The sequence below is a fragment of the Janthinobacterium leeuwenhoeki genome, from assembly GCF_051380795.1.
GTDB lineage: Bacteria > Pseudomonadota > Gammaproteobacteria > Burkholderiales > Burkholderiaceae_D > Janthinobacterium.
This window is the reverse complement of record NZ_JBNYXT010000021.1, coordinates 36935-55871: the sequence shown is the minus strand read 5'-3', so window position 1 is coordinate 55871 and position 18937 is coordinate 36935. Positions and strand designations below refer to the sequence as shown.

The following is an 18937-nucleotide window of genomic DNA, read 5'->3' as shown; positions in this document are numbered from 1 at the left end:
GTTCAGGGGTGAGTATGGGGTTGTGGCAAGCGCGCCACCTGGCGCGTGCCGCGTTGCGCCTGTTTGGCGCGGTACATGGCTTCGTCCGCCGCGCCGACCAGCGAGACGGCGTCGATGGCGTGATCGGGGAAGACGGCCACGCCGATGGTCAGCGAGCTGACGATGCTGTTGCCGGTAGGCAGTTCAATGGCTTGCGCCATGGCGGCGATGATGTTGTCGGCGATGTGCACGGCATCGCTGCTGTTGCGCAGCGGCTTGAGCAGGATGGCGAATTCGTCGCCGCCCAGGCGCGCCACCAGGTCGCCTTCGCGCAATTGCTGCTTGATGCGGGCCGCGATCGTCACCAGCACGCGGTCGCCCGAGGCATGGCCGAAGGTGTCGTTGATGTATTTAAAACGGTCGCTGTCGAGAAATAGCACGGCCACCTTGCCATTACTGACCCGCGCTTCGAGGATGGCGCGTTCCAGTTCCGCTTCCATGAAGGCGCGGTTCGACAGGCCCGTCAGACTGTCGTGATTGGCGCGGTGCGACAGCGAGGCGTGTTCCTTTTGCAGATGGCTTTGCCATGCTTCCAGTTCGTCGAGCAGGGCGTTGAAGTCGTCATTGATCTGGTTCAGTTCGGCGATATTGGCCGGCGGCACGCGCAGTTCGAACGAGCGGTCGCGGCGCACGCGATGGGCCGTTTCCGCCAGGTGGCGCAGGGGCGACGTGATCTCCGTTTCCATGCGGCGCGACAGGCGCACGGCGACGACCAGGCTGAGCACCAGGCAAGCCAGCAAACAGGCCAGGCCGCTGAGCAGGAAGGGCAGCAGGCTGCGGCTATGCGGCACCAAGGTGATGCTGCCGATGGCCTGTTCATTGCGCGTGACGGGGAAGGTCAGCGAATCGGGCAGCATCCAGCCCGTCAGCGCGCGTTCGATATAGTAGCGCGTGCCATGTTCGCCCCGTTCCCAGCGGGCCAGCACCTTGCCGGCCTTGTTGCTCACCTGCGCCTGGTCGATATCTTCATTGACGCCGATCAGCGCCAGCGCTTCTTTGGCGACCCCGGAGTCGTTAAAGACGACGGCTCCCTCCACCGTGTAGCTCATCGAACGTGCCACCAGGCGCAGATTCTGGTCCGAATACACGCGCAGCGCCAGCAGCGCCACGGCCGTCAGGGTCAGGCCAGCGGCCAGCACGGCGATCAGCGACACGCTCAGGTGGGCGCGCCGCAGCACGCTGTCGAGCGTGGGGCGGGGCTGGCGGGCAAGCTTATTGCTTTTTCGGGCGCTCATGGCGGCGGTCCCTTGCGACGTGCAATTTGCAAGGCGTTCGGATGCACGCGCAAGCCGCTGCGGGCGATGGCGTCGAGGTTGACATCAAAACCGATCTGCGGCTCGTTCAGGCGCAGACAGAACATGGTGCCCACGGCGCAGGACGTGCCGGGTTCGGCGACCGATAAAATCGGCTTGCCGATGATCTGCGCCAGCAGATGCTCGCGTTCGCCCTCGGGCAGGCTGCCCATGTAGACGACGTCGCATTCGCTGACAGCGGCTGGCGCCGCCGGAACTTTTACGCGGATACGCTGGCCCAGGATGGAGGCGGGCGTGTCGACGATGGCCGCGCCGTAGCGGGGCGTACCGAGTATGCAGACGCGCACTTCCTGGCGCGCCACGGGCCAGCGCACATAACTGATGATGCCAAACAAGACCTGGGCCACCTCGGCGGGACGCCTGGCGTCTGCCGCCGCGCCCGTTTGCGCCCACGCGCACGGCGCCAGCGCCGTGCAGGCGAGCAGCCAGGCCAACAGCGAGGTCAGCAGGGCGGGCGGCGCGGGGCGCTGCCGGTGGCGGGGGAAGGAGGGCACGGCGTCGGTGTCTTTATGCAGGTCGGATGGCTATTCAAATAGTTACTCAGCAACACAGACTGTACGGAAGTCCCTGTTGAAAGTAAATCACGGCGCTATGCCATAACCTTGCATTATAAACACGAATGTGAAAACTTGCGTTCTTTACCATGAGAATTTCTTGTCAACACTGCCGTGGCGCGCCAGAGTGTTGCTATTCTTCCAATGTCGCTTCCAGCAAATCGATTTCGCGCAGCAGGCGCAAGTGGATGGTGTCATCCAGTTCGCCCGAGATGCGGCGGCGGAACAGTTCGTCCCGCTCCGCATTCAGCGCTTCCAGGCGTAGCGCGCGTTCGGTCCTGGCCAGTTCCTGCAGCCGCATCGCTTCGTCGTTGCTGCTTTCGCCATACGCGAGGCGGCGCTGGTAGGCTTCGATCAGGCGGTTGGCCGCCTCGGTGACGACTTGCTGCTTGTCATTCTTGTCGATGCCTTCGCACACCTTCTCCAGCCGCGCGATGGCCGCCTCGGCGGCTGCGGCGCGGGCATTGCGCTCTTCCGTCGAACGGCGCGCGGGCGGCGCGAACACCAGGCCCTTGGTCAGCAGGGGCAAGGTGACGCTGGCCAGCAGCAGCGACAGCAAAATAACACCCATGGCCAGGAAAATGACGAGGTCGCGCGCGGGGAAACGCGTGCCGTCGGGCAAGAACAAGGGCAGGGTCAGGATGCCGGCCAGGGTCAGCGCGCCGCGCACGCCCGCAAACGACGCCACCAGCAACAGGCGCAGGCTGGGGCGGGCCAGCAGCGCCGCGTCCTTCGATTCGCCCGCCACTTTCTTGTGGTGCTTGAACAGGGTCAGTTTCATCGAGATGAAGACCCAGAGGAAGCGCATGAAGGTCAGCCCCACCGTGATGGCGACGACGAACAGGGGCAGTTTCCAGGCGCTGCCGGCGCCCACTTCCATGGAAGCGGCGGGCAAGCCGGCAACCGTGGTGGGCAGTTGCGCGCCCAGCATCACGAAGATCACGCCATTCAAGACCAGTTGTATTGTATCCCACACGGCCTTGCGCTGGGTGCGCGTGGCGGCCAGCGGGCGGCCGATCAGATCGGCGTAATGCATGGACACGCCCGCCGTGGCGGCGGCCAGGATGCCGGAACCGTGGATTTGCTCGGCGCCAAGGTAGGCGGCAAACGGGATCAGGGTGCTGATGAGGATTTGCAGGCCCGGCTCTTCGCCGACCTTGCTTACCAGCCATTTATTTGCCAGGCCCACGCCCCACGAGATGGCCAGGCCGATGATGATGCCGCCGCCCGCTTCCTGCAGGAAACTCAGCGAGGCGGCGCCGATGGAAAAGCCGCCCGTCATCATGGCGCCCACGGCAAAGGTGAAGCAGACCAGGCCCGAAGCGTCGTTGAGCAAGGATTCGCCTTCGAGAATGTGCATCAGGCGCGGCGGGATGGGATTGCCGGCGGCAATCGCCGACACGGCCACGGGGTCCGTCGGCGAGAGGATGGCGCCCAGCGCGAAGGCGACGGCCAGCGGTACGCTGGGAATCAGCCAGTCGATGAAGAAACCCATGCCCAGCACGGTAAACAGCACCAGGCCGATGGCCAGCATCAGGATCGAGCGCGCGTCGGAAAAGAAGGCGCCCTTGGGGATGCGCCAGCCATCGAGAAACAGCAGCGGCGGGATGAAGAGCAGGAAGAAAATGTCGGGATCGAGCGGCACTTGCACGCCAAACAGGGCCAATCCCGTGCCGCCGGCGATCTGGATCAGGGGCAGCGGCAGCTTGACCCAGCGCGAGCGGGCGAGAAAGCCGCACAGGACGACGGTCAACACGAGGATGAGGATGATGGTAACGGTATGCATGAAGGAGCGGCGGCGTGCTGAAACGCTGATTATAAGGCGCAGCCCGCCTGCCGGCAGCGCCTGCGTGTCATTGCGTACATACAATAAGTCACAATCGCGGTAAGATTGTACCTGTCGTTGTCACCATCGGCGCTGTCGCCGCCGTCCGTGCGCGGCACGCGTGCCTAGCCTTTTACCGGATTCCTGTTTTGCTCAAGAAAATCTTCACCGGCCTGCTGCTGTCGCTGGCATTGCTCATCGTGGCGGCCCTGGCCGCGTATCTGTATTATTGGCGCCCCGCGCTGGCACCCATCGATCCGCCTGCCGCCACGGCATTTTCCCCGCAAGTGGTGGAGCAGGGCCGCATCCTGGCCGGCATGGGCAATTGCGCCGCCTGCCATACGGCCAGGGGCGGCGCCGACTACGCGGGCGGCCACGGCCTGGCTACGCCGTTCGGCACGATCTACGCGACGAATATCACGCCCGACCGGCAAACGGGCATCGGCCGCTGGTCGCTGGCCGCCTTCCAGCGGGCCATGCGCGAAGGCGTGGGCCGCGATGGCGCGCATTTGTATCCCGTCTTTCCGTACACCCATTTCAACCTCGTCTCGGACGCCGACCTGACGGCCTTGTACGCGTATGTCATGACGCGCCCGCCCGTGTATGCGGTGGCGCCCGCCAACAGCCTGCCTTTCCCCCTGAACCTGCGCCCCTTGCAGGCGGGCTGGAAGCTGCTGTTTTTCAAGCCGGCCAGCTATCAAATGGATACTGCGCAAGGCCTGGACTGGAACCGGGGCCGCTACCTGGCCGAGGGGCTGGCGCATTGCGCCGCCTGCCACACGCCGCGCAATGCGCTGGGCGCCGAGCTTGCCGGCTCATCCTATCTGGGCGCGTCCATCGACCATTGGTATGCGCCGTCCTTGACCAGCGCCAACACGGCACCCCTGCCGTGGACGCAGGACGAGCTGTACGCTTTTTTGCGCACGGGGGCGACGGTCTTGCACGGCGTGGCGGCAGGGCCCATGTCGGCCGTCGTGCACGAAGGCATGGGCGCTTCGCCCGATAGCGATATCCGCGCGCTATCCGTCTATTTTGCCGGCCTGGCCGCAGTCGGGCAACGCCAGGTCGATACCGATACCGTGGTGCAAGCCGGCATCGCCCGCTCGCAGCGCGTCAGCCTGGTCGACAACGACCGTGGCGCCAGCCTGTACGTGGCCGCTTGTGCATCGTGTCACTCGAACAGCGATGGCCGCCCCGTGGCTCTGCGTCCGGAACTGAGCCTGAATAGCGCCGTCAGCGCGCCCGATCCCGCCAACCTGATCCAGGTGATATTGCACGGCATCAGCAAGGACGAGGCGATGCCTGGCGTGCTGATGCCCGGTTTTGCCGCCTCGCTGACGGACAACGACGTGGCCCAGCTGGCCGCCTATTTGCGCCGCAGCCGCAGCCCCCAGCCGGCCTGGACGAACCTGGAAGCGGCCGTGGCGCGCGCGCGTGCCGGCAAGTAATTCTTGAAGTTTCTTATGTGCAATGCTCATGTATAACATTTATGTATAACCTTATTGTGAATGGCCAGCCCTTCGGCACCGAGGCCGACGCCGAGACGCCCCTGCTGTGGGTGCTGCGCGACGAAGCGCATTTAAAAGGCACGAAGTTTGGCTGCGGCATCGGCATGTGCGGCGCCTGCACCGTGCACGTGGATGGCCGCGCCATGCGCTCGTGCATCACGCCGATTGCCGCCGTCACCGGTTGCGCCATCACCACCATCGAAGGCCTCTCGCCGGACGGCACGCATCCTCTGCAGCGGGCCTGGGTCGCCACGCAGGCACCGCAGTGCGGCTATTGCCAGTCGGGCCAGATCATGCAGGCGGCGACCTTGTTGCGCGACTATCCCCAGCCGACGGATGCGAATATCGATGCCGTCATGAGCGGCAACCTGTGCCGCTGCATGGCGTATGTGCGCATTCGCAAGGCCATCAAGCTGGCGGCCGGCATGCAGGAGGCGCCCGGTGTTTAAGTTGCCAAAAGAAACTAACAGTGCGCGTGCCCCCGCGCTGGGGCGGCGCGGTTTCCTGATCGCCGCCGCCGGCGCGGGTTTTACCCTGGCCTTCTTGCGCGCCGACAGCTCATTGGCTGCCGGCAAGGTGGCGCCCGCGCCGCCCGCCAAGTCTGCCACTGCGCCCGTGTTCGACCCCAGCATCTGGTTCCAGATCGGCCGCGACGGCATCGTCACCGTCAACATCGCCAAGGCGGAAATGGGCCAGCATATCGGCACGGCCCTGGCGCGCATCGTTGCCGAGGAGCTGGAGGCGGACTGGAGCAAGGTACGCCTGCATTACGTGGACACGGACCCGAAATGGGGCTTGATGGTGACGGGCGGCAGCTGGTCCGTCTGGCAGAATTTCGACCCCCTCAGCCGCGCCGGCGCGGCCGGGCGCCTCGCGCTGGTCGAAGAGGGCGCGCGCCTGCTGCGCGTGCCCGTATCGGCCTGCCACGCCAGACTGGGCGTCGTGCATGGCCGGGGGCGCTCGATTGCCTATGGCGACATCGTGCGCCGTGGCAAACTGGCGCGCCAGTACACGCCCGAGCAATTGCAGGCCATCGTGCTGAAAACGCCATCGCAGCGCAGCCTGATCGGCCAGCCTGTGCAGGCGCTCGACATTCCCGCGAAACTCAATGGCACGGCCGTGTACGGCATCGATGCAGAAGTCGAGGGCATGCTGTTTGCGCGCCCGAAGATTCCGCCCACGCGCTACGGTGCCAAGGTGGTGTCCATCGATGATACGGCGGCGAAAGAGGTCAAGGGCTACCTGCGTTCGTTCGCCTTGCACGATCCCAGCGGCACGGTGCCCGGCTGGGTCATGGTGGTGGCCGAGACGTATGCGGCCGCCATGCGCGCCGCCGATCTGGTGCAGGTGAAATGGCGGGCTGGCGCGGCGGCCCACGTGGCGGAGCAGGATATCGTCAACTACGCCACCAAACAGCTGGCCGATGCCAGCCTGGGTGCTCGCGTAGTCGATGATGATGGCGTGGAGCAAGCTTTCAAGGATGCCAGCCTGCAACTGGAACGCCACTACACGACCAGCACCGTGCTGCATTTCCAGCTGGAACCGGTGAATGCGCTGGCGCAGGAAATCGATGGCGTCTGGCATATTCATGCGGGCAACCAGTGGCAATCGTTGATCCTGCCTGTGCTGGCGCAGGCCTTGCAGGTGCCGGAGAGCAAGGTGATGCTGCATACCTATCTGCTGGGCGGCGGCTTCGGGCGGCGTTTGAATGGCGATTATTGCGTGCCGGCCGCGCTGGCGGCGCAAGCCGTGGGGCGCCCCGTCAAGATGATTTGCACGCGGGCCGATGATGCCCGTTTCGATTCGCCCCGTTCGCCATCCGTGCAGCATGTGCGCATGGCCTTCGACGATGCCGGCAAGGTGTCGGCGATGGTGCACGAGGCCAGCGCGGGCTGGCCCACGCAAGCGATGATACCCGCCTTCCTGGCCAAGAATAAGCAGGGTCATCCGTATGACCCGTTCGCCATCGCCGGCGCCGACCATTGGTACACGGTGGGCGCGCAGCGCGTGCGGGCCGTGTCGAACGACCTGGCCAACAGCAGTTTCCGCCCCGGCTGGCTGCGCTCCGTGGGCCCCGGCTGGACGAATTGGGCTGTGGAAAGTTTTATGGACGAGGCGGCGCAGGCGGCCAAGGTCGATCCGCTGGCCTTCCGTTTGTCGCTGCTGCAGGGCACGGGGCGCAACGCGGGCAGCGCGCCGAACGCCGTCGGCGGTGCCGCGCGCCTGGCCCACGTGCTGCGGCGGGTGGCGGACAAGGCCGGCTGGGGCACGGCCATGCCGCCCGACACGGGCCTGGGCATCGCCGCCACGTTCGGCCAGGAACGCGACATGCCCACCTGGACGGCCTGCGTCGCCCGCGTCAAGGTGGACCGCAGCACTTGCATGGTGAAAGTCGAAAAACTGTTCATGGTGATCGACGCGGGTAGCATCGTCGACCCGGATGGCGCGCTGGCGCAGGCGGAAGGGGGCGCATTGTGGGGCGTGAGCATGGCCTTGCATGAAGGCACGGCTTTCCTGAATGGCGAAGTGAAGGATACCAATCTGAATACCTACACGCCCCTGCGCATGGCCGACGTGCCCGAGCTCGACATTGAATTCCTTGCTAGTGCGGCAACTTCGACGGGCATGGGCGAGCCGCCCACGACGGCCGTGGCGCCGGCGATCGGCAACGCCATCTTCGCCGCCGTGGCTTCGCGCGTGCGGCATTTGCCGATCCGCCCGGAAGCCGTGCTGAAGGGGCTGGACCGGCACGGCGCCGTCTGATGCGGACGCGTGGCAAAATGACGTGCGCCGCGCGTGAACGGACGCAGGCTGCTACACTGAGGAGTGCCGCTCAGGGCGCGCAGGCGGCGCCCGGTCCGGCAATAGCAGCGCAATAGCAGCGTGATTTCACGCTTGATGTCAGCCCGATTTCAGCTCGATAGCGGAGGCAGCCATGCAAGAACAATTTGTCAGCATCACGGCCGATGAACTTCAAATGGACGGCGTGCTTGAAATGCCCGAGCGACCCGTGGGCATCGTCCTGTTTGCCCACGGCGCGGGGGCCGACAGTGATTACCTGGGCGCCTCCAGCCATGCTACCTCCCAGGATTTTTTGCGAGCGGGCATCGCCACCCTGCGTTTCGACCAGGGCGGTGTCGGACCCGGCGGCGGCAGCAATGGCCACGCGTATTTCGTGCGCAGCGATATCGTGCTGCTGGCGCGCCAGCTGGAAAAAGCCCTCGGCTGGCTGCAGGTCGACGCCTCCACGCGGCGCTTGCCCTGCGGCCTGTATGGCTATGGCAGCAGCGCGGCCGTCGTCATGCAACTTGCGGCCTGGCGCAGTGCGGAAATCGCCGCGCTGGCCGTCTGCGATGGCCAGGTGGAAATGGCGGGCAAGGCGGCGCTGGAAAACGTGCGCGTGCCATCCTTGCTGATCGTGGGCGGGCGCGACCCCGACGTGGCCGGCCTGAACCGCATGGCTTTCGCCACCTTGCGCTGCGACAAACAACTGGAACAGATCGCCGCCCCTGGCGGGCCCGACGCGCGCCACCAAGCCGCCTTGCTGGCCACGGACTGGTACACGCGCCATTTCAACGGGCATACCAGCACGGCGCAATAGCTCAATCAGGCAAGGGCGTCAGGCCACGGCGCGCAAGTTCTTCGCATGGAAGCGTACATGCTCTTCCATGAAGCTGGCGATGAAGTAATAGCCGTGGTCATAGCCGGCATGGCGGCGCAACTGCAATGGCTGGCCGGCGTCGCGGCACGCCGCTTCGAAGACCTCGGGGTACAGTTGCTCGGGCAAGAACTTGTCGGACAGGCCCTGGTCGATCAAGATGCCTTCGGGGAACAGTGGCCCCTGGCCCTGCAGGCCGCGCATCAGCGCGCTGGCGTCGTACTGCTGCCAGCTGGCTTCATCGCTGCCCAGGTAGCCCATAAACGCTTTCTTGCCCCACGGACATTGGCTCGGTGCGGCGATGGGGGCGAAGGCGGACACCGAGCGGAACAGGTCAGGATTGCGCAAGGCCAGCACCAGCGCGCCATGGCCGCCCATCGAGTGGCCGAAAATACCCGTGCGTTGCGCATCGATCGCCAGTTCCTGTTCCAGCAGCGCGCGCAGTTCCAGGAGGTAGCTGTACATGCGGTAGTGGTTGCTCCACGGCGCTTCGGTCGCATCGACATAAAATCCGGCCCCCGCGCCGAAATCCCAGGCATCCGTCTCGCCCGCGATGTTCGCGCCACGCGGGCTGGTGTCGGGCGCGATCAGGATCAAGCCTTCCTCGGCCGCCACGCGCTGCGCGCCGCCCTTGATCATGAAGGTTTCTTCCGTGCACGTCAGGCCAGCCAGGTAAAACAGGGCGGGGCGCTTGATGCTGACGGTGGCGCCTGGCGCCGTGTCGGGAATGAAGGCCGAAAAACGCATGGGCAAGCCGATGGCTTGCGCGTCGTGGCGATAAAAGCGTTGTACACCGCCAAAACAGGCGTGTTCACTCAACAGTTCCAGCATGAATTCTCCTCGTTAATATCATAGTATAGCCAGAGCGGCGCACCGCTGAGCCGGGATCAGCCCAGCATGGCCGCTAATGCTGGCAAGATGTCCTGTGCCGGCGCATCGGTCTTGAATGCCAGCAAATGGTCGGCGCGCGTCTTGCCCATGTTGATGGCGGCCACGGGCTTGCCCGTCTCGGCCGCCATGCGGCACAGGCGAAAGCTGGAATACACCATCACGGACGAGCCGACTACCAGCAGCGCGCTGGCCTCCATCAGCTTGCGCTCGGCCTCGGCCGCGCAGGCGGAGGGTACGCCATCGCCAAAGAACACCACGTCCGGCTGCAGGGTGCCGCCGCAGCGGGGGCAGACGGGCAGGTGGAAGGTGGCCAGCTGCGACGGCTCCAGCAAGGCGTCGCCATCGGGCGCCGGCGTGGCCGTGGCGCCCAGCATGTGCGGATTGTCGCGTTCCAGCATGTCCTGGATCAGGCGGCGCGTGTGGCGTGCCTGGCAATCGAGGCACACCACGCCATGTATGCTGCCGTGCAACTCCGTGACGGCTGGGCTGCCGGCCTGCTGATGCAGGCCATCCACGTTTTGCGTGACCAGGCCGCCAATGTGCTGGCGCTGGGCCAGTTGCGCGATGGCCAGGTGGCCGGGATTCGGCATGGCGCGCGCCAGGGTGGGCCAGCCTACCATGCTGCGGGCCCAGTAGCGGCGGCGCACGGCTTCCTGGCGGCGAAAATCGGGGCCTTGCACGGGCGCGTTGCCGCGCCGCACGCCTTCCGTGTCGCGGTAAGCGGGAATGCCGGACGCCGTGCTGATGCCCGCGCCCGTCAGCAGCAGCACGTCGGGATGGCGCTGCAGGAACTGCGCCAGCTGATCGAAGGCAGGATCGTCGCTGGCGGCTTGCAGGCTGGCGGAGGGAAAGTTTTGCATGATGCGCCATGCTAACCGAAAAGCGCGGCGCCGTTGCAATGGGGGTGTTTACTCCAGCTTCATGCCGAAACGCTGCAGCCGCGGCTGCCAATGCTCCTCGATATTGGCCGAGACGAGGATGCGCTCGGCCTTGCCAATCAGCAATGCGCGCGGCACGAAGCCGAAATAGCGCGAGTCGGCGCTGTTGTCGCGGTTATCGCCCAGCATCATAAAATGGTCGGCCGGCACCGTTACGGGGGCAAAGCTGCGCGCCGCGCCCGCGATTTGCGGCAAGAGCTGGATGCGGTGCTGTTCGGTCGCGTTGCGCTCGCTGATGCGCTGCGCTGTCAGCTGGCCCAGGTGGGCGATGGTTTCCGGCGCCGTATCGAGCGCCGTGTACCGGGCGGGCTGGCCATTGATGACCAGCTCTTCATTGCGCATTTCCACCGTGTCGCCGGGCAGGGCGATGATGCGTTTGATCAATCGCGTGCCGTCTTTCGGCGAAGAAAATGTGACGATGTCACCCCGCTGCGGTTCGCCCAGGCGTTGCAGCACGATATCGGTGAGCGGCACTTTCAGGTTGAAGGCGAGGCGGTTGACGAAGACCACGTCGCCTTCGAGCAGGTTGGGGCGCATGGACGCCGACGGTATGGGATTCCAGTCCGCCACGGCCGTGCGGAACACGCCGAACAACAGCAGAAACATCAAAAAACCTTTATTGGCGCGCATCCATGTGCTCATGTCGGCTCTTTCGCTGGGCTGGGCCCGTGATGGTGAAGGGAAACGCCATTGCTGCTGGCGCCCTATCCACGATGCACGGCGAGGCTGAAGCCAGTCTTAAATCACACGACCGGCAGCACGGTCTTTGTTGCGCGCAAGCGTCAGCAATGCGGCTATTTGAAGGCCTTGATGACGGCGTCCAGCTTGACCTTCAGCGATTTGTCGTGCGCGTGGATGGCCGGCACTTCGCGCTGTACGCCGAGCAGCTGGTAGACGGCCGTCTGCGCCGCACGCACCGAGTATTCCACGGTGAAGACGACATCGTCGGCGATTTCCACGAACTGGCTGACGAAGGCCAGGTTGACGCAGTTGGCCGGCACGGGCAACGGGCGGTCGCTCTTCGCGCGGGGCATGAACATGCTGGTGATGTAGGGCATGCGGCAGGGGATGCAGTTGGCCGTGGCCATGATGTCGAGGTCGAAGTTCAGATGGCCGCACAGCTCGCGCAGGATGTCCTCGCCGCTGCAGTCGGACATGGGCTTGGCGACGAAATTGCCGATGCGGTCAGGGTGCAGCGCATAGCCCCAGAATACTTGCACGCCCTCGGGCTGGCCGGCGAAATGGGGCTGGTGCGCCAGCACGATGGACATGAACCAGTTGCTGTCCTTGAAGGTGACGAGGCCGCCCGTGCCCGCGCTGTTGCCCGTGAATTGCTCCATCCTGTCAAAGAAGGCGCTGTCTTTCAAGGTGACCGTGTACGAGGCCCAGTACGATTCAGGGATGCTGCTGTTGAAGGCGGCTGGACGTCCCAGTTGCGGGCGGCCCTCGGCCAGTTTTTCCCACAGGCGCCAGCCATGGCTGTCGTTTTTCGTGCGCTTGGCCGGTGCGCTGTGCATGCTGCCATAGCTGTAGGCATCCGTCATCGAGGCATTCTGGAAAAACACCAGGTCGTCGGCCGCGACGGGAATCATATCGCTCAGGCCGCGCCGCTGGCAGGCAATGGCGGTGGCGCTCAGGCGGCCGCCGGATTCTTGCACCTCGATATCGGTCACCGTGCAATCCATGATGAGGTTGACGCCTTGCGCCTGCAGCCAGGCGACCAGGGGACGCACCAGCGAATCGTACTGGTTGTAGACGGTGCGCTTGACGCCGGCCAGGGTTTCGATGCGCGAAAACTCCATCATGAAGCGGTGCAGGTAGCGCTTGAACTCGACGGCGCTGTGCCAGGGCTGGAAGGCGAAGGTGGTGGCCCACATGGTCCAGAATTTGGTGTCGAAGAATTCGGGCGAGAGCCAGTCCGTGATGGCGCTGCTGCCCAGGGTGTCTTCGTCCGCTTCCGTCAGCTTCAGCAGTTCCAGCCTGTCCTGCATGGAAAAGCCCATGCTGCTGACGTCGACCTTGAAGCGGTTGCGGTCGACCAGTCGCGCGCGCGAGTGGGGAATATGCTGTTCGTTGAATGCGATGGTTTCGTCGTAGACGCTCTGGCCCACATGCTCAAGCGAGGGGATGCTCTTGAACAAGTCCCAGGTGCACTCGTAATTGTCGGTGGTCAGCATGCGCCCGCCGCGCAGGGTATAGCCATCTTCGGCATTGCCGCCGCCATCGAGGCTGCCCCCGGTCAGGGGCGACGCTTCGAAGATGGTGATGTTGCTGCCTTGCATGCCGCCGTCGCGTATCATGAAGGCGGCCGCAGCCAGCGAGCCGATGCCACCGCCGACGAGGTAGGCTTTTTTGTTTGTGTTGCGCATGTTTTTCCCGAGTGTGAGTGCATACGCGTGCGCGCAAGGCCGGCAAGCGACACGGCCGATGTCGCGCCATATTTGTCCATACTACAACATCAGCTAGAGATTGCCTGCTTAATAGAGCAGTTGCTAGAGCAGTTGCTCGGTTTTTTCAGGCGCAGGCGTGCTCGTTGCGCCGTTCAAAGTACAGCAGGTCCGACCAGGCATCCTGGAAGCGCATGGCCTTTTCCGAACGGCCATACTGGTGAAAGCCGTTGCGCCGCATGACGGCGACCGAACCCAGGTTTTGCGGCCGCGCCGTCGCCTCCACGCGCCACAGTTCCAGTGCGCCGAAGGCCTCTTCCAGCAGCAGTGCCACCACGCGCGTGGCGTAGCCGCGTCCGCCGAACCGTTCGCCGATGCGATAGCCGAGCGTCGCCTTGTTGAAGTAGGGGCGCGTGACGGCTGTCAGGTTGACCCTGCCGATGATTTGCCCGTCCAGCTTGGCCAGATACTGGTAAGCGAGATCTTGCTGGCGCTCGCGCTGCGCCTGCTCGATGGCGGCGGCGACGGCTTCCTGGCGATAATAGGAGGGTGCGCGCGCCGTGACCCAGCTTTCAAAATACGCGCGGTTGTCCAGTTCGAAGGCCAGCAAGGCGGGAAGGTCGGCGTTGGAGGGCGGGAGCAACTGAAGGCGGTCGAGGTCTGGCATGGGATCGTGTGGAAAAGCGATGCGCCATTATAATCATCTGGCGCATTTCGCCGCCCATGCCTGAATTCATGAAGGAGCAGCATGCTGTCCCATATCTGCCTCGGCAGCAACGCCTTTCCCCGCGCCTACGCTTTCTACACGGCCCTACTGGAAGAACATATCTTCCTCTGTCCAGCCCAGCTCCGCAAAATCCTGCGCCCGCTCGTCCGCTTCGCCGGCGCAATAGAACTCGTCGAGCTGGGGCGGCGCGATGCGCGTGCCGGCCAGCATGGCGTGCACTTGCCCACGGTGGTGGATCTGGTGCTGGAACAGGTGTGCCAGCAGGCGCTGGCGCGTGTCGACTTGCGGCGTGTCGCGCAGTATCGTCACGGGTCGCGCCAGGTCCGCATCGCACAGGCTGCGGCAATGGGCGATCAGGCGCAAGTCCGATGCGCGCTGTGCCGCGTGCAGGGCGGCGCAGTCGGCAAATGGTTCGTCCTTTTCAAAGAATATATAGCAATCTGGATGGGGCGCTGCACCGCGCAGCTCGCGTTCGAGTGCATCGAGATAAAACCAGTCGCACGTCAAAATGTGGTTCAGGGTGAACTGGATGGTAGGAAAAAAGCTGACGCGCGTGGCCTGAAACTCGGCCTGGGTCAGTTCGCCGCAAGCTTTCAGCAGGCGGTGGTTGGCCCAGGCGTTGTTATACGCCTGGCCGGTGATGTAGTGCGCAAGTGGATTGTTCATGATGGGTCGCTTGTCGAGCATGGCAGGGTGCATGCAGTGTCACTTTAGCATGTTGCTGCAGGTGAACAAAGCGCTCACGCCAGCCGCACCAGCGCAGCGATCATCAAGTAAAATCGCGCAGCGGATGTCGCGATAGTGATGCATATAAGGTTTGGATAGCAAAATGGGTTGGATAGGAAAATTACTGAACGGCGGCGACGAAAAAAACAAGGCTGCGCCGGTCACGGCAGCGGCGGTGCCCGAGATGACACGGCAGCCAGCCACCATCACCGAAATCGATGCCATCTACTACCGCTGGCTGGCGGCGGCCGGTTCGGCGCAGGCTCCCGAGCAGGCCGAACAGCAGATTTTGGACGAATTGACGCGCCTGGCCCGTGAACCGATCGCTGGCGCCGCGCTGGTGCCGCGCATTCCGGCCATCATTCCGCAGTTGATGCGTACCTTGCAAGATGAAAACATGAGCGCAGCCGAGCTGTCGCGCCAGCTGGCCCAGGACGTATTGCTGGTCGCCGAGGTCTACCGCGAAGCGAACCGGCCCTGCTACCATTCGCGCTACAACGCCAGTCCATCGATCAACAACATGGAAGGCGCCATCATGCTGTTGGGGCAAAACGGCATGCGCATGCTGCTCGCCCGCGTCGCCTTCCGTCCCATCGTCAGCATGCAAAGCGGTGGGCTGACCATACGCACGGCGCCGCTGATCTGGCGCCAGTCCGAGAAATGCGCGCTGGCGGCCAACCTGCTCGCGCCGGCCATGCAGGCCAACGCCTTCGACGCCTATCTCGCGGGACTGATGGCCAATGTCGGCCTGGTGGTGGCGTTCCGGCTGATCGACCAGATGCATGCGCCCGATGCCTTTCCGCAATCGGACGCCTTCATTGCCCAGGTGTTTGCGCAAGCACGTATCTTGTCGGTACGGATCGCCGAATTATGGGAGTTTCCTGCGTCCGTGACCAATGCGATCGGGCAGGCGGGCATCGATGCCCACGCTGATGCCGATCCGCAGGCGCAAGCGCTGGCGCTGGGCGAGCGCTTGAGCAAGCTGCGCATGCTGGTCGATACGGGCCGCTTTCCTGCCGACGATCCCTTCGTGACGGCCGGGCTGGGCAAGGGCGCGCTGCTGGCGTTTGACAAACTGGCCGACGACGAGGATTGATGCCAACCGCATGCAGCTGATCTTGCTCAGCGCGCAAAATAGAGTTCGTGCAGGTGCTCGAGGTCGACCTCGGAAGCCGCCTGCGACAGCGCCACTTTACCGCTTTGCATCAGGTAAACATGATCGGCCACGCCCACGGCGCGCGCCGTGTTCTGCTCGACGAGGATGATGGTGCGCCGGCCATCGTTCAGGCGCGCGAGGATGTCGAACAGCTCGTTGACCACCAGCGGCGCCAGGCCCAGCGAAGGCTCGTCGATGATCAGCAGCGACGGGTCCGACATCAAGCCCCGCGCCATGGCCAGCATCTGCGCTTCGCCGCCGGACAGTGAGCCAGCCAGCTGCTTGCGGCGTTCCTGCAGGCGCGGGAACATGGCGTAGGCTTCGGCCAGGCGCGCCGGCATGTGGCTGCGGTGCTCCTTCGGAAACGCGCCCATGATCAGGTTTTCTTCCACGCTCATGTCACGGAAGGTCATGCGCCCCTCGGGGATCATGGTAACCCTCGCGTCGCTCATCTTCCACGTCGGCGTGCCGTTGATGGCCACGCCATCGAGCGCGATGCCGCCCGCGCCCACGGGCAGCAAACCCATGATGGCGCGCAGCAGGGTGGTCTTGCCGGCCCCGTTCGGGCCGATGATGGTGGTCAGCTTGCCCTTCTGGATGGACAGCGAGACATCCCACAGCACATTGATGGCGCCATAGCCGGCGCGCAGGTTTTCTATCTCAAGCATGCTCGGCTCCTGTATAGCTCTGGATGACGGCCGGATCGCGGAACACGGCGTCCGGCGTGCCGTCGGCGATCAGCTGGCCAAAATTGAGCACAGCCACGCGCTGGCACAGATTGCTGATGGTTTCGATGTCGTGCTCGATCATGACGATGCCTACACCAAAGGCGGCGTGCAAATCCTTCAGCATGCCCATGAAACGGCGCTTGCCGTTCGTTTCCAGGCCCGCCAGCACTTCATCGAGCAGCAGCAGTTTCGGGTTGGTGGCCAGCGCCTTGGCCACTTCCAGCGCTTTCAGTTCTGTCAGCGCCAGTTCGCTGGCCGCGTCGCGCCCGGCCTTGCCCGCCAGGCTCGTAAAATCGAGGATTTCATCGATCTTGCGCATGTCCACCTTGCCGGTGCCGAAGCGCTGCGCCACGACGAGGTTTTCGCGCACCGTCAATTCATGCATGGGTTGCGGAATCTGGAAGGTGCGGCCCAGTCCCAGGCGGGCGCGCTGGTACATGGGCGTGGCCATGATGTCGCGCCCCTCGAAGCGGATGCCGCCGCTGGTGGGGCGCACCAGGCCGGAAATCGCGTTGAACAGGGTGGTCTTGCCGGCGCCATTCGCGCCCACCAGGCCGATCACGTCGTGGCTGCCCACTTTTAACGTGACGGAATCGACGGCCGTCAGGCCGCCGAAGCGCACGCAGACATTATCGAGTTCAAGCATGTGCGTTCTCCTTCGCTTTACCCTTGAGCAGCTTGTGCAGCAGCGGCAGCAAGCCGTTCGGACTGAAGATGATCATCGCCACCAGCAGCACGCCCAGCACTAGTTGGTGGCCCGTGGGGATCAGCGATTTGAAAATGAGCTGATCGACCAGGTAGACCACCACGGCGCCCAGCACGGGACCGAGTATCGTGCGGTAGCCGCCGAAGATGGCCGCGACGATGGGCAAGGTCACCCACAGGCTGTTGAAGGCGTAGTCCGGTTCCAGGAAGTTGATGTAGTGGGCGTTGAAGGCGCCGAACAGGCCGGCCATGAAGGCCGACACGAGCAGCATGGCGCCTTTCAGCAAGGTGCTGTTGACGCCGACGACGCGCGTGGCGTCTTCGCTGTCGTGCATGGCGCGCAGGGCGATGCCGTAGTGGCTGGCGCGGATGCGGCTGTAGGCGAAGGCGCATGCCACCACCAGGGTCAGCACCACCAGGTAGGCGCCCGTCTTGCTGGCCAAATCGAAGCCGAGGACGGTGGGCAAGGTGGGTATATTGTTGATGCCGCCGGCGCCGCCCGTGACGGAGCTCCATTCCGTGGCCAGGATGCGGAAGATGTGGGCGTAGGCGAGGATGGCCAGGGCAAAGTACGGCCCGCGCAGGCGCAGCACGGGCAGCATGATGACGGCGGCGATGGCAGCGCCCGCGCCGCCCAGCAGCATGGCGGCAAACACGGGCAAGCCCAGTTTCACGGTAGTGAGGGCGGAGACATACGCGCCCACGCCGAAGAAGGCCGCATGGCCGAAGCTGACCATGCCGCCCAGGTTGCCCAGCAGGGCCCAGGACATGGCCACGCCGCCGATGATCAGGGCCGCCACCACCATGCTCATCACATACTGGTTGCCGCCCAGGGCCAGCGGCACGGCGATATACGCGGCCAGCAGCAAACCGGCCGTTGAAATCAGTGTCGAGCGCTTCATCCGCGCCTCCGTTGTGCGCCGAACAGGCCGTTCGGCATGATGAACAGCACCAGCAGGAACAGCACCATGCCGGACAATTCCTGCAGCGCGGAGCTGGCCAGGGTGACGGTCAGCGCCTCGGCCACGCCCAGCAGCACGGCGGCGATCAGCACGCCGGGGATCGAGCCGATGCCGGCCAATACCGTGATGATGAAGGCTTTCACCGTCAGCGCACCGCCGTAGGCGGGCTGGATCACGCCATAGCTGAACAGGGCGACACCGGCGAAGGCGGCCAGGATACCGGCGACTAAAAAGGAAACCAGTTCCGTGCGGCCCGGGTCGATGCCCATCAGCTTGGCCGCATCGCGGTTGCTGGAGACGGCGCGCACGGCGCGGCCATACCAGCTGGTGGCCAGCCAGCGCCATAGGGCCGCCATCAGCACCAGGCTGACGCCGAAGAAAATCACCTCGCTGCGCATGCTGAAAAACGGACCGATCTCGATGCCTTCCTGCAGCCAGCTCGATGACGTCGAGCGGATATCGGCCTTCCATACGAGCAGGATGAAATTGGTGAGGATCACGCCGATACCATAGGTGAGGATCAGCGAATTGATTTCGCGGTCTTTCTTGATGCGGCTGACGATCAGGTAGACGCCGACCGACGTCAGGCTGACGATCACCAGCGCGAGGGGAATGGCGAACATGGGCCCCAGGCCCAGGCTTGACTCCACGCTGTAGGCGATGTAGGCGGCCAGCAGCACCAGTTCGCCGTGCGCCAGGTTGATCACTTTCATGGTGCCGAAGACCAGCGCCAGTCCCAGTGCGATCAGGGCGTAGGAGCCGCCCTGCAGCAAGCCCGAATACAGGGCTTGCAAGATTAATTCTGTCATGTCGTCATCCC

General features: G+C 64.4%; 18 protein-coding genes. 5 read left to right on the top strand and 13 right to left on the bottom strand.

Annotation, left to right across the window (positions count from 1 at the left end; genetic code table 11):
- Window positions 1–2 precede the first annotated feature (2 nt).
- From dgcN to ACQ4WS_RS16660, 3 genes are all read right to left on the bottom strand, one after another.
- The gene (gene dgcN, locus ACQ4WS_RS16670; protein ID WP_436478044.1) at window positions 3–1274 is read right to left on the bottom strand and encodes a diguanylate cyclase DgcN/YfiN; all 1272 of its coding nucleotides are present in this window, start codon (window positions 1272–1274) and stop codon (window positions 3–5) included.
- Window positions 1271–1846, bottom strand: a complete 576-nt coding sequence (gene yfiR, locus ACQ4WS_RS16665; protein WP_436478042.1) for a regulatory sequestration protein YfiR — start codon at window positions 1844–1846, stop codon at window positions 1271–1273. Before yfiR ends, dgcN begins: the two co-directional genes overlap by 4 nt.
- 193 nt (window positions 1847–2039) lie before the next feature.
- Complete coding sequence (locus ACQ4WS_RS16660) at window positions 2040–3692, bottom strand: Na+/H+ antiporter (protein ID WP_436478040.1); 1653 nt, start codon at window positions 3690–3692, stop codon at window positions 2040–2042.
- 188 nt (window positions 3693–3880) lie between these two features.
- Here ACQ4WS_RS16660 and ACQ4WS_RS16655 point away from each other — a divergent pair, with 188 nt between their 5' ends.
- The 4 genes from ACQ4WS_RS16655 (at window position 3881) to ACQ4WS_RS16640 (ending at window position 8840) form a co-directional block, all read left to right on the top strand.
- Window positions 3881–5179, top strand: a complete 1299-nt coding sequence (locus ACQ4WS_RS16655; protein ID WP_436478038.1) for a cytochrome c — start codon at window positions 3881–3883, stop codon at window positions 5177–5179.
- 41 nt (window positions 5180–5220) lie between these two features.
- Complete coding sequence (locus ACQ4WS_RS16650) at window positions 5221–5688, top strand: (2Fe-2S)-binding protein (protein ID WP_436478036.1); 468 nt, start codon at window positions 5221–5223, stop codon at window positions 5686–5688.
- Window positions 5681–8002 (top strand): xanthine dehydrogenase family protein molybdopterin-binding subunit, encoded by a 2322-nt coding sequence (locus ACQ4WS_RS16645; protein ID WP_436478034.1) that lies wholly within the window; start codon window positions 5681–5683, stop codon window positions 8000–8002. Before ACQ4WS_RS16650 ends, ACQ4WS_RS16645 begins: the two co-directional genes overlap by 8 nt.
- A gap of 172 nt (window positions 8003–8174) precedes the next feature.
- Window positions 8175–8840, top strand: coding sequence for a dienelactone hydrolase family protein (locus ACQ4WS_RS16640; RefSeq protein ID WP_436478032.1), 666 nt, complete (start codon window positions 8175–8177; stop codon window positions 8838–8840).
- A gap of 18 nt (window positions 8841–8858) precedes the next feature.
- Here the strand turns inward: ACQ4WS_RS16640 and fghA are convergent, their stop codons facing one another.
- The 6 genes from fghA to ACQ4WS_RS16610 all read right to left on the bottom strand — a co-directional run bounded on the left by fghA (window position 8859) and on the right by ACQ4WS_RS16610 (window position 14506).
- Window positions 8859–9728, bottom strand: coding sequence for an S-formylglutathione hydrolase (gene fghA / locus ACQ4WS_RS16635; protein WP_436478030.1), 870 nt, complete (start codon window positions 9726–9728; stop codon window positions 8859–8861).
- Window positions 9729–9784: 56 nt separating this feature from the next.
- Window positions 9785–10648, bottom strand: a complete 864-nt coding sequence (locus ACQ4WS_RS16630) for an NAD-dependent protein deacetylase (protein WP_436478028.1) — start codon at window positions 10646–10648, stop codon at window positions 9785–9787.
- Window positions 10649–10696: 48 nt separating this feature from the next.
- Complete coding sequence (gene lepB / locus ACQ4WS_RS16625; protein ID WP_436478026.1) at window positions 10697–11368, bottom strand: signal peptidase I; 672 nt, start codon at window positions 11366–11368, stop codon at window positions 10697–10699.
- Between the two features lie 152 nt (window positions 11369–11520).
- The gene (locus tag ACQ4WS_RS16620; RefSeq protein ID WP_436478024.1) at window positions 11521–13095 is read right to left on the bottom strand and encodes an oleate hydratase; all 1575 of its coding nucleotides are present in this window, start codon (window positions 13093–13095) and stop codon (window positions 11521–11523) included.
- 145 nt (window positions 13096–13240) lie between these two features.
- Complete coding sequence (locus ACQ4WS_RS16615; protein ID WP_436478022.1) at window positions 13241–13780, bottom strand: GNAT family N-acetyltransferase; 540 nt, start codon at window positions 13778–13780, stop codon at window positions 13241–13243.
- 144 nt (window positions 13781–13924) lie between these two features.
- A complete protein-coding gene (locus ACQ4WS_RS16610) occupies window positions 13925–14506 on the bottom strand; it encodes a DinB family protein (RefSeq protein ID WP_436478020.1) in 582 nt (193 codons plus the stop codon).
- A 163-nt stretch (window positions 14507–14669) separates the two neighbouring features.
- On the opposite strand from ACQ4WS_RS16610, the gene ACQ4WS_RS16605 reads away from it, so the two are divergent.
- Window positions 14670–15662 carry an HDOD domain-containing protein gene (locus ACQ4WS_RS16605; RefSeq protein WP_436478018.1) on the top strand — a complete coding sequence of 331 codons (993 nt, stop codon included), beginning with the start codon at window positions 14670–14672 and terminating at the stop codon, window positions 15660–15662.
- A 26-nt stretch (window positions 15663–15688) separates the two neighbouring features.
- Here ACQ4WS_RS16605 and ACQ4WS_RS16600 read toward each other — a convergent pair whose 3' ends face one another.
- Genes ACQ4WS_RS16600 through ACQ4WS_RS16585 form a run of 4 tightly spaced genes read right to left on the bottom strand, consistent with a single transcriptional unit; the run spans window position 15689 to window position 18926 of the window.
- The gene (locus tag ACQ4WS_RS16600) at window positions 15689–16390 is read right to left on the bottom strand and encodes an ABC transporter ATP-binding protein (protein ID WP_436478016.1); all 702 of its coding nucleotides are present in this window, start codon (window positions 16388–16390) and stop codon (window positions 15689–15691) included.
- Window positions 16383–17096 (bottom strand): ABC transporter ATP-binding protein, encoded by a 714-nt coding sequence (locus ACQ4WS_RS16595; RefSeq protein WP_436478014.1) that lies wholly within the window; start codon window positions 17094–17096, stop codon window positions 16383–16385. The genes ACQ4WS_RS16600 and ACQ4WS_RS16595 overlap by 8 nt, the downstream gene beginning before the upstream one ends.
- Window positions 17089–18057, bottom strand: a complete 969-nt coding sequence (locus tag ACQ4WS_RS16590; RefSeq protein ID WP_436478012.1) for a branched-chain amino acid ABC transporter permease — start codon at window positions 18055–18057, stop codon at window positions 17089–17091. Before ACQ4WS_RS16590 ends, ACQ4WS_RS16595 begins: the two co-directional genes overlap by 8 nt.
- The gene (locus ACQ4WS_RS16585; protein ID WP_436478010.1) at window positions 18054–18926 is read right to left on the bottom strand and encodes a branched-chain amino acid ABC transporter permease; all 873 of its coding nucleotides are present in this window, start codon (window positions 18924–18926) and stop codon (window positions 18054–18056) included. The genes ACQ4WS_RS16590 and ACQ4WS_RS16585 overlap by 4 nt, the downstream gene beginning before the upstream one ends.
- Window positions 18927–18937: the final 11 nt, after the last annotated feature.

What these genes read in the sequence shown, in the direction of transcription:
- dgcN (WP_436478044.1), bottom strand. Translation starts at nt 1,274, where the DNA reads ATGAGCGCCCGAAAAAGCAATAAGCTTGCCCGCCAGCCCCGCCCCACG.
- ACQ4WS_RS16660 (WP_436478040.1), bottom strand. Translation starts at nt 3,692, where the DNA reads ATGCATACCGTTACCATCATCCTCATCCTCGTGTTGACCGTCGTCCTG.
- ACQ4WS_RS16650 (WP_436478036.1), top strand. Translation starts at nt 5,221, where the DNA reads ATGTATAACCTTATTGTGAATGGCCAGCCCTTCGGCACCGAGGCCGAC.
- ACQ4WS_RS16640 (WP_436478032.1), top strand. Translation starts at nt 8,175, where the DNA reads ATGCAAGAACAATTTGTCAGCATCACGGCCGATGAACTTCAAATGGAC.
- fghA (WP_436478030.1), bottom strand. Translation starts at nt 9,728, where the DNA reads ATGCTGGAACTGTTGAGTGAACACGCCTGTTTTGGCGGTGTACAACGC.
- ACQ4WS_RS16630 (WP_436478028.1), bottom strand. Translation starts at nt 10,648, where the DNA reads ATGCAAAACTTTCCCTCCGCCAGCCTGCAAGCCGCCAGCGACGATCCT.
- lepB (WP_436478026.1), bottom strand. Translation starts at nt 11,368, where the DNA reads ATGAGCACATGGATGCGCGCCAATAAAGGTTTTTTGATGTTTCTGCTG.
- ACQ4WS_RS16620 (WP_436478024.1), bottom strand. Translation starts at nt 13,095, where the DNA reads ATGCGCAACACAAACAAAAAAGCCTACCTCGTCGGCGGTGGCATCGGC.
- ACQ4WS_RS16615 (WP_436478022.1), bottom strand. Translation starts at nt 13,780, where the DNA reads ATGCCAGACCTCGACCGCCTTCAGTTGCTCCCGCCCTCCAACGCCGAC.
- ACQ4WS_RS16610 (WP_436478020.1), bottom strand. Translation starts at nt 14,506, where the DNA reads ATGAACAATCCACTTGCGCACTACATCACCGGCCAGGCGTATAACAAC.
- ACQ4WS_RS16605 (WP_436478018.1), top strand. Translation starts at nt 14,670, where the DNA reads ATGGGTTGGATAGGAAAATTACTGAACGGCGGCGACGAAAAAAACAAG.
- ACQ4WS_RS16600 (WP_436478016.1), bottom strand. Translation starts at nt 16,390, where the DNA reads ATGCTTGAGATAGAAAACCTGCGCGCCGGCTATGGCGCCATCAATGTG.
- ACQ4WS_RS16595 (WP_436478014.1), bottom strand. Translation starts at nt 17,096, where the DNA reads ATGCTTGAACTCGATAATGTCTGCGTGCGCTTCGGCGGCCTGACGGCC.
- ACQ4WS_RS16590 (WP_436478012.1), bottom strand. Translation starts at nt 18,057, where the DNA reads ATGAAGCGCTCGACACTGATTTCAACGGCCGGTTTGCTGCTGGCCGCG.
- ACQ4WS_RS16585 (WP_436478010.1), bottom strand. Translation starts at nt 18,926, where the DNA reads ATGACAGAATTAATCTTGCAAGCCCTGTATTCGGGCTTGCTGCAGGGC.